General features: G+C 69.8%; 8 protein-coding genes. 2 read left to right on the forward strand and 6 right to left on the reverse strand.

Translation table 11 applies throughout. The features are described from left to right. Positions 1-2 precede the first annotated feature (2 nt). Both J2X68_RS38990 and J2X68_RS38995 read right to left on the reverse strand, forming a co-directional pair. Complete coding sequence (locus tag J2X68_RS38990) at positions 3-533, reverse strand: PadR family transcriptional regulator (protein WP_310437356.1); 531 nt, start codon at positions 531-533, stop codon at positions 3-5. A gap of 68 nt (positions 534-601) precedes the next feature. Then, complete coding sequence (locus J2X68_RS38995; protein WP_310437357.1) at positions 602-1,216, reverse strand: hypothetical protein; 615 nt, start codon at positions 1,214-1,216, stop codon at positions 602-604. A 196-nt stretch (positions 1,217-1,412) separates the two neighbouring features. Between J2X68_RS38995 and J2X68_RS39000 the strand changes: the two genes are divergently transcribed. Then, positions 1,413-1,994, forward strand: coding sequence for a snapalysin family zinc-dependent metalloprotease (locus J2X68_RS39000; RefSeq protein WP_310437358.1), 582 nt, complete (start codon positions 1,413-1,415; stop codon positions 1,992-1,994). 157 nt (positions 1,995-2,151) lie between these two features. On the opposite strand, the gene J2X68_RS39005 is transcribed toward J2X68_RS39000, so the two are convergent. Further along, positions 2,152-2,403, reverse strand: coding sequence for an ANTAR domain-containing protein (locus tag J2X68_RS39005; protein ID WP_310437363.1), 252 nt, complete (start codon positions 2,401-2,403; stop codon positions 2,152-2,154). A 951-nt stretch (positions 2,404-3,354) separates the two neighbouring features. Beyond that, complete coding sequence (locus tag J2X68_RS39010; protein ID WP_310437359.1) at positions 3,355-4,566, reverse strand: MFS transporter; 1,212 nt, start codon at positions 4,564-4,566, stop codon at positions 3,355-3,357. Between the two features lie 90 nt (positions 4,567-4,656). Between J2X68_RS39010 and J2X68_RS39015 the strand changes: the two genes are divergently transcribed. Beyond that, a complete protein-coding gene (locus tag J2X68_RS39015; RefSeq protein WP_310437360.1) occupies positions 4,657-5,526 on the forward strand; it encodes a LysR family transcriptional regulator in 870 nt (289 codons plus the stop codon). A gap of 33 nt (positions 5,527-5,559) precedes the next feature. Here J2X68_RS39015 and J2X68_RS39020 read toward each other — a convergent pair whose 3' ends face one another. Then, a complete protein-coding gene (locus J2X68_RS39020) occupies positions 5,560-6,096 on the reverse strand; it encodes a hypothetical protein (protein WP_310437361.1) in 537 nt (178 codons plus the stop codon). Between the two features lie 310 nt (positions 6,097-6,406). After that, positions 6,407-7,249: a hypothetical protein gene (locus J2X68_RS39025; RefSeq protein WP_310437362.1), complete on the reverse strand. Its 843-nt coding sequence runs from the start codon at positions 7,247-7,249 to the stop codon at positions 6,407-6,409. Positions 7,250-7,456: the final 207 nt, after the last annotated feature.

Below are 7,456 nucleotides of genomic sequence, written 5' to 3' on the forward strand. Positions count from 1 at the left end.
CTTCAGGATTGCTCGGGCGGCTGTTCGCCCAGCACTTCGCGGAGCCAGGCGCGTTCGGCCCGGCTCGTTGCGCGGGCGGCCAAGAGCATGCCGCGCCGGTAGGGGTCGGTGACCTCCTCGGCGCGCATCGGCCGTTCCCCGTCGTAGAAGAAGCTGGCCGGCTCTTCCAGGAAGGCGAGGCGCCGGCGCAGCACCGCGTGCTGTTCGGCGAGGTCGGGGAGAAGTGAGAGGAAGGACAGCACCGTGCAGAAGCGGGTGTGGTCGGTGATCTCGTGCTCGGCGGGCTTGCGCAGGCGCTCCAGCAAGTCGGCGCGGCCGGCCTCGGTCAGGCTCAGTACGTAGCGGGCGGGGCCCGCGCGCGGGTCGGCCCGGCGTTCCAGCAGGCCCGCCTTGGCCAGGCGGTTGATGGCCGGGTAGAGACTGCCGTCGCTGACCGGGCGGGTGTGACCGGTCAGGTGCGAGACTCGGCGGCGCAGTTCATGACCCGGCAGAGAGCTTTCGGCGAGAAAGCCCAGGATGGCGACTTCAAGCATGGAGTCATCCTCTCACAGTACACATCGAATCGATATACACATCGAATCGATGTCTGGAACGCCAGCTCTCAGCTCCGCCCCTCAGGCGCACCCCGCCCCGAGCATCGCCGAACTCCCCGAGAGCCCAGAGCCATGGATCTCCACTTGCCTTCCGCCGCTTCCCCCGCATCGGTGGCGGCGCCCGCCCTGTCGCCTGCCTCCACGGGGATGCCGGCCGTCGTCCACGACCAGGCTGCAGGTGACGCCGGAGGATCTGACGCCTTCGTCGGCTGCATCCGCACCACCGGGTCGGCGTCGGCCGTTCCGGCGAACTCGATCTGCACCTCGGTCGCCCCGGTCTCCCAGCCCTCCTCGCCCACGCTCATCATGCCGAGCACGGGCGCACCCTGGGGCACGAGAGTGGTGTCGATGGGCTTCCAACTGCCTTCCGTTGCCTGGAAGTTGACAGGCTCCGTGTAGAAGCGGGTGGTACAGGTGCCGTCCGGATGGCGGTGGGTGCGCTCGGGCTCCACGCGGTCAGCCGCCACCTCCTTGCTGCGCTGGGCGTCGAGGCACCGCGCGCTGGCGGCGGCGGGCGCCTGGGCCTCGACGGCCTGTCCGGGCTCGAGCGTCCGGGCGGTGCCGGCCGGACGCGCGACACCGCCGGCCTGCTCGGCCTCGGTGTTCGGTGGCCGGTCCGGCAATTTCGCCTTTGGGACTGGATTCTGACGGGAATTCATTGTGTCAGGTACATGGCAGACAAGGACTGTAGGGCATACCATCGCATCGCCCCGGAGGGCGGTCGACGGCGCGTCCGGCCCCCGCCGGACGACCCCGACCGCTCCTTCGTGTACCCGGCCCCGCCGGGGCCGGATTCCCCCCACGGATGAAGGAGCAGCAATGCCCCTCGGCACATGGTTCAAGGCAGGCACTTCCGCCGCAACGCTCGTCCTCGCCATGGCGGGCGCCGCGACCGCCGCCCCCGCTCCCGCGGGTGCATCGTCCGCCGCGCAGGCGGCTGCGGTGACCCTTCGCTACGACGACAGTCGCGCCGGAGGCTGGGAAGCCGCGATCTCGGCCGGAGTCGCCTCATGGAACGCGAACGTGAGCAACGTCCGTCTGGTGGAAGCGGCGCCCGGCAGCGTGGCCGAGATCGTGATCGTCGCCACCACGGGCTGGCCGCAGGCCACGCTCGGCCCCGTTCGTCCGGGCCGTCAGGTCCGCGTCGAGCTCGGCAGCCAAGCCGTGGACCAGGGCTACGACAAGACCCGGATCGCCGCTCACGAGCTGGGGCACAGTCTCGGCCTGCCGGACACCAAGCCCGGCCCCTGCTCACAGCTGATGTCAGGATCGAGCGCCGGCACGGCCTGCACCAACGCCACACCGAACGCCACCGAGCGCTCCCGCGTACAGTCCGCCTACGCAAGCGCAATCGCCGCGCTCGTGCCCGCTGACGGCCGGATCCTCATCGACGCGCCCTGACCCCACGGTCGTCAAGCGGATCTGCCCCGGGGATCTCGTCGAGATCCCCGGGGCGTAGTCCCCCACACTGTCGCGCGGTTCGCGGAAACGACGTTAGCGATGAGGCCGACTCGACGCTGCTCTCCCCTGTTCTGTGTCTGCGATCACGGTCGGACGCTCACGATTTCGCGGCTGTTCGACGACCTCTTGCTGGGCCGCAGCACAGGCAGAGACCTCTTCGGCCTTGCTCCAACCCCGTGTGCAGCTTGATGTTGGTGTGCTGGGAGACCTCACGCAGCACCTCGAAACCTGCGGCTGGCGGAATCCTGTGGACCGCGATGAGGACAGCCAGGGCCTGGCCGATCCTCGCGTGCGAGCCGATCGCCCGCCGCAGCTGGAGATTCTCCTGCTCCGGACAGGCGGCTGCCATGGCGTTGCGCGTGCCGTCGTCGGGCAGGCTCCGCGCTGCACGGGACGAGGTTGTCACTGCCGGGGCTCCATACAGGGGCTGACATCTCCAGGACGCCCGCCCCGGGCAGCAGCGGCAAAACACGCCCGACGCGGGTACGAAGATCACACGGAATGTGGGCGGGCTCCTCGCCGTAGGCCGTCGACGAAGAGCCCAAGAGTCCGTCGCCCAGCCCCTCCCCCACCTGGTGACCCCCGCAACCACCTCCACACCGGATTCGACTGCGGCATCCCTGCCGCGTTCGGCTGGGATACGGCTTGGTCGCGGATCGCGTTCCTGGGCCGATGCCAGGCTTACACGAACCTCGATCGGACCAGGCCCGCAACCAGCCGCAGCAGGTGATACGCCTCCTCGCTTCGCCGGGTCACATGCGACCCTCGAGCCGCAGGAGCTGCGACAACAAGTCGGCGCGGCGCAGCAGTGGTTCGACCACTTCCTGCGTGACGTGTACGCGTTCCACAGCGGGTTGCAGGCTCCCGAAAAGGCCCTCGCCGTGCCTGCGCAAACGCACTGGAAAGCCGTCCGAGTCGTCACGACGTCCAGCCATTTCACCTGCTCCTCGCAGAAAGTACCTGCGCATCTCTCCAGCCTGCCTTCGAGCGGGGCATGCGTCCTGAGGTTGCTGCTCCCTCCTGGGACATCTGATGCCCGCAGAGAAGACACCTCATCCTTCGAGGGGGTTGTGCTGTCCCGCCGAACGCCACTTATCCGAAGGCGTCAGCTACTCTGCCCATCGCTACCGCCCCGGGGGCGCTCGCCGAGACTGGCAGAAAGCGCTCGTCGCGCTCAGCGTGTGCGGCCATGCCTGGTCGCACACGTCCTAGCCAGAGGTCCAGGTCGGTTGGCCCATCAGGTAGCGGACGCGCCCGTTCGATGATCACCGCAGCCGCGGTCGCAGGGTCCCTGATCTGCTCAGCGGCGAAGCATCCGGGAGCCGGAGACCGCGACGAGGACCGCGGCAAGGGTGACAAGGCTGACGAGTACGACGGCTGTGGGCCAGACCCTGAGCGCGGCGGCGGTGAGCAGCGGCGGGATGGTCATGCCGGCGTAGGCGGTGAGGAAGATGCCGGCGAGCGCCTCGCCTCGACGCCCCGCATCCGCGACCGCGGCGACGGCGCCGAGGGCGGCTCGGAACAGGATGCCGATCCCTGCGCCCGCGACCCCGCCGCCGATGAGGAAGAGCGGGAGCGAGGCGACGACGGCGGCAACGCCGATGCTCACGAGCCCGAGCGCGGCGAGCGCGATCGCGTACCCGATCTGAGGGCGTATCCCCAGTCGCACGGTGACGATCTGCGCGAGCGCCGCCGCCATGAAGACGACGAAGGGCGCCAGGCCGGCGAGCAGGTACGAATGCAGCCCGAGGAGTCCGACGAGGAAGGTCGAGGACAGCCCCATGAATGTGCCGAACACGGTGAACGCCCCGAACGCCGCCGCTCCGGCCGCCCAGAACGCGCCGCTGGCTGCCGCCGGCACCGCGACGCGCTGCGGCCGGTAGGCAGGGCGCTCCTCACGGCGCTCGACCGTCTCGGGAACGAAGGCGACCAGGATCCCTTCGACGACCAGGAGGATGGCGAAGGCCACGTAGGGCGTGATGAGCGGTCGCGTGGACCACGTCGCGATGAGCCCGCCGATCAGAGGGCCGAGGCCGATGCCGCCCAGGTTTGCGAAGGTCGACACGAGGGCGACGCGGCTCTTGGTGTGGCCGGCGGCCGTGCCGAGCTCGGAGAGGTGTGCGGTCGCCGTGGCGGTGAGGATGCCGATGCCGAGTCCGCTGCTGAAGCGGGCGACGATGAGGCCGGTGACGTCGCTCCAGGTGAGGAAGAGGATCGCGGCCAGCAGGTTGATGAGGAGCGAGCCGAGGATCACGCGTCGGCGTCCGAGCCGGTCGGAGACATGGCCCGCGAGATACAGGCTCAGCATGACCCCGACCGCGTACGCGGCGAAGATGACGGTGAGGACGATCGTCGGGAAGCCGTCGCGCTGCTGGTAGATCGCGTAGAGGGGCGTCGGGACGGCGCAGAACGCGAGCTCGGTGCTGAAGGCGAGCGCGATGATCCAGAACCCTGCCCCATGCGGGAGTCGTCTGGCGGCTGGTGGCTGGGCGGGAGCGTTGATTGTCGTCATTCCTGCATGGTCGGCGCCTTCTGTCATCGCGTCCAACGCATACTCTTGGTCACAGTTATCGACGTAGACGATGGAACAGTGGGCGGAGAGATGGAAACCCGACTGATCGAGTACGCGATCGCGGTCGCCGACGAGCTGAGCTTCACCCGGGCCGCGCAACGGGTCTACGCGGCGCAGTCGACCGTCTCCGCCGGCGTTCGAGCGCTGGAACGAGACCTCGGCACCGCGCTCTTCGAGCGGGACCAGCGAGGGGTGCGGATCACCGCCGCTGGGCAGGCGGTGCTGCCTGCGCTTCGCGCCCTCGCCGACGCCGAAGCGCGGGCCCGCACCGCGGCCGACCCACGAGGCGAACTGCGGGGCGAGCTGCGCATCGGGGTGTTCTCCAGCGTCAGCTACCTCGCGATCCCGCGAGTCATCGGCGCCTTCCACCGCCAACACCCGCGCGTCGACCTCCAACTGCGCGCGTCCGCGTCCGGCTCGGCGGAACTCGCCGACGCCGTACGGCGCGGGCGGCTCGATCTCAGCTTGTACGGGCTCCCAGCGGCCACCGCCCCTGGCCTTGCCGTGCACCGGCTCGCCACCACGCCCTACGCGGTCATCCTCTCGGCCGACCATGAACTCGCATCGCGCACGGAACTCGCGCTGCGGGACCTCGCGGACGAGCGCTTCGTGGACGCGCCTGTCGGTTTCGGCAACCGGGACGTCCTCGACGCCGCGCTCGGCGCACGCGGGATTGTGCGCGACGTCCGAGCCGAGGTGACCGAGACCAGCTCGATCCCGGTCTTCGTCGCCAACGGCCTCGGCATCGCGCTGCTTCCTGAACTACTGATCCCGCCGAGCGAAGGCATCACAGTCGTCCCTCTGAACGAGCGCATCACCTGGGAGTTCAACGTGGTGACCCGGACCTCGACCGGCCAGGCCACCGCGGCACTGCTCGAGCAGTTGCTCGCGGCCTATTGACCCCTGTTCCCGGCCCCCGCTCCGCCGTATGCCTCAAGTGGGGTGTCGTCCAGCCAGGCGACGGCGGTCAGCCGGGTCTGGACGGACTCCAGGTCGAAGCGATCGCGGGCGTGACGGCGGCCCGGCCCCCGTCTTAAGGCTCTGCACCCACCAGGCACGCAGGAACTCGCGTATCGCTTCGGCCTGTTCGACGGGCCATTGCTGCCAGCGCCCGCGGGCGAAGGAGTATCCGGCCTCTTCCGGTCCGGACTCGGATTCCACACGACCGGCGGCCAGGGACGTGGCGAACTGCGGCAGGATGCGGCGCAGCACGGCCGCGTGATCGGTCCAGTCGATGGCCTTCCAGGTCCGGCGCAGGAGATCCGGCTCCAGTTCCACATCCGGCGTCTTCAGAAGGGAGAGCTCTTCCGCGCTGCCCCAGTGACATTCGCAGTTGTGCTCATCCGGATGTGCGGTCATGCCGTGGAAGGTGACGGAGAGGGTCTCCAGGGCGGCGCTGAGGCGGCGACGTGCGGGACGCTCGACGAGATCCATGATGTGCCCGGCCTTCGAGTACTCCGTACGGCTCACGCCGGCCGAAGATCGCCGACTTACACGGCGAGCGGGGCCATGCGCTCGCCCCTCCGGGAAGGGGCGGACCGCTGATGAGCCGTCAGCGACAGCGAAGAGCGCCGGGCCCGAACTCTGACCTCGACGAGTGCGTCAGAGGCACCGGACCACCGCATACCCGGACGGGCTGTCAGAGATGAGGTCACCACACGACTCCGTGGGGAGGGTCGAGGACTGATCCGACTGTCTCAAGGCGGTGGACAAGCTCCTGTGGACCATCCGGGGACGGCTGCCGGGCAACTGAGCACCTGTAACGTCCCGACCATCGGCGTCATCCCAATGTCGACCAACTCCGGGCATGGGCCCCTTCCGCACCCTGTCGACGTGTGTCCAGAGAATCCGCAGCCGACGGGTTCCGTGTCATCTCGGCCGCCTCGGTGATGGCGCGCTGTCTGAGAACGCCGAACAGTTGCATCGTGGCGGCGGCCAGGACGTCGTCCCCGCCGACAGTCCGCCCGTCCCCGCGACGGGTGGACAGGGCGAGGAGGGGATCCTTGAGCAGCGGGGCCGGGGCTGGCTCGCCCGGCACCACCAGACTGACCGTCCCGAACCGCTTGACCCCGCCCTCGCGGACGACCTGGGCCGCGTCCCGGGCCAGGTCCGTCAGGAACACGCTCGCGATGCCGTCCAGGTCGCGGACCATCGCCGGAACCGCCCTCACCCCCCGGCTCCCCAGCAGCCTGCTCACCCCGGCCTCGAACCGGTGGGCGCCGGCCACACCACTCGGTGTACGCGCCCCGCGGCGCTCACGAAGAGACACGAGCGCACCATCGGCGTTGCGCATCTCGCCCATCAGGCCGTGGAAGGTCGGGCTGTGCAGGTACCACGCCGATCCCACCTCCACCTCGACGTTCCGGTCGATGGCCGAGATGAGATCCTTGGGAATCAGTCTCGTCCTGGCCTCCTCGGCCGCCGCGCTTCTCGCGCCGTCGATGATCTCCGTCAGCACGGTCCGCGTCACCGACGCGGCGGCCCGCGCGGCCGGCCGGGAGACGTGCAACGAGGTCACGTCCCTGAAGACCGCTTTGACGAGCTGAGGCGTGAACGGCAGGTCGGTCACGACGGAAGCGGTCTGTGGACCGCTGCGCCTGGTGCGCAGGGGTTGTGTGGTCATCGAAGAATGTGCTTTCTGCTGTCGGAGGTGTCAGTGGCCCATGCCGCACCCGGCGGCGAGACCCTGGAGCTCTGCGGAGGGTGCCGAGCCGGCACAGGACCTGCCGGGGGGGGGGGGGGGGGGCCGGGGGGGGGGGGGGGGGCCCGGGGCGTGTAGTTGAACAGGGGGCCGGGGGGGGGGCGGGGGGGGGTCGCCCGGGCCCCCCGG

Origin of the sequence: Streptomyces sp. 3330 (genome assembly GCF_031456635.1) — a bacterium.
In the GTDB taxonomy this organism is placed as follows: domain Bacteria; phylum Actinomycetota; class Actinomycetes; order Streptomycetales; family Streptomycetaceae; genus Streptomyces.